The 1,770-nt window shown below is 72.2% G+C and carries 1 protein-coding gene; it reads right to left on the bottom strand.

The features are described from left to right. The coding region (locus tag ACYJSS_RS30645; protein WP_459481268.1) for an ImcF-related family protein at positions 1 to 1,770 on the bottom strand (1,770 nt) is incomplete at both ends.

Raw genomic sequence — 1,770 nt, 5'->3', positions numbered from 1 at the left:
CTGGCGGGTGAGGAAGCGGTCGATGTGCCCGCTGTCGGCGCGGATCATCTGCCCGAGCATGGGCAGCGATGCGTCGCTGGCGCTCGCGGCGAAGGGGTAGCGGCCGGCGAAGGCGCTGTTCCAGGGCCCGACGATGGCGCGCTGCCAGTGGTCATTGAGCCCGGCAGCGGAGGGTTGCAGGATGCGCTGCCAGGCCTGGTCCAGCGGCTGGACGAACAGTGCCCGGCCAAAGCCGGCCCATTCGCTGCCGAGGCTGGCGGCGATCAGGCTGCCATAGGACTGGGTGTCGGTGAGGTCGACGCTGCGCCCCTGGAGCACGGTTTGCGCCAGGGCCTGGATCATCGCCTGGGGGTCCTGGGCGGCGCTCACCTGCTGCAGCGTCAGGCGCACCCGGGTCACGCGGGTGAGGAAGGCGTGCAGGCTGAGGTTGTCGTCGTTGCGCGAGGGCTCGGCGCCCTTGCCGAGCAACGCCAGCAGCGGGCCGAAGCGTTCTTCCAGCGGCCCTTTCGGCAGCGCCGCCAACGGCTCGATGGCCGGGGCCTTGTCCGGCCCCATGAGGTTCTGCGCGGACTGCAGCAGCGACTCGCCCAGGGCCTGGCCACGGGTGCCGGCACGCCCCTGGTAGGACAGGGTATTGACCAGCGCGATGAACGGCGACTGGCGCACATCGGTCATCAGGGTGAGCTGGTCGACCACATCGGCGAGGCTGCCGGCCTCCTGCCAGCGCAGGCTGTTGAGCATGTCCAGCCAGGCCCGGCCGTAGTCCTGGAAGTAGCGTGCGGTCAGGCTTTCGCGCAGGGCCTCGGGGGTCAGCGCGGCGTCGATCTGGCTGCGGTCATCGCTGAGTACCCAGTCGATCTCCTCGCGGCGCGCGGCGGCGATCTCGTCGATGGCCTTGCGTACCCCGCCTTCCCAGGCCTGGCGGGTGAATACACCCGGCACCTCGGCGGCGGTGGAGAACAGCGGCTGGGCGTCGGTATCGCCGACCATCTGCTGCAGCCCCATGGCCGGGTACTGGTTGGCGACGGCGTCGAGCACCTGCCGGTAGAGGGCCGCCTCGCCGTTGCGCTGGCCGAGCTGGCTGATCAGCAGCTGGCGGGCCCGGGCGACCAGGGCCGGGTCGGTGGTGATGCGCCAACCGGGGTGCGCCTCCAGCTGCGCGGCGTAGAAGCGCCAGAGGTTCGGCGCGATGCCCTGCCATGTGCCCTCGCCGATGCCCATGCGGGCAGGCTCGGTGGCCGCCAGCGCCTTGCCGAGGAATGACGCATCGACATTCTCCGGCCGGGCCATCATCAGGTAGGCCTTGAGCGGCTCGTAGGCCTCCCGGGCCCGGGTGGCGCGCTCGGCGCTGCCCGGCGCCAGGCCGAGCAGCCCGCGCAGCTGGCGCTCGAAGCCGGCCGCTGCCGGGTCGCGGACCAGCCGGTTGTTGGCCGCCTCGTAGCGGGGCCAGAGCGCGGCGAGCAGGCCGTCGTTCTGGCTCAGGCCGAAGCGCTGGTACCAGGGCACGCCGTGCCTGGCGCGTTGGTCGAGGCGGTCGAGCTCATGGACCAGCGCGTTGAGGGCAAGCAGTTGCTCGTCGCCTTCCCGGGGCTGGTCCAGGGTGGCCAGGACGGCCTGCATCTCGGCGATCTGGACGCGGTTGCCGGCGAAGGAGAGCAGCGTGCCCAGCCCCCAGAAGGCGACGAGGCCGAGCGCGACGGCGGTCGCGGTGCGCCACCAGGGCCACCCGTAGGGCCGGCCGCCGTGCCGGTCCGCCAGCACGCCTCGCCA

Source organism: Pseudomonas sp. No.21 (assembly GCF_054558415.1).
The sequence above is the reverse complement of the archived record's forward strand: the minus strand, read 5'-3'. Positions and strand labels throughout refer to the sequence as shown.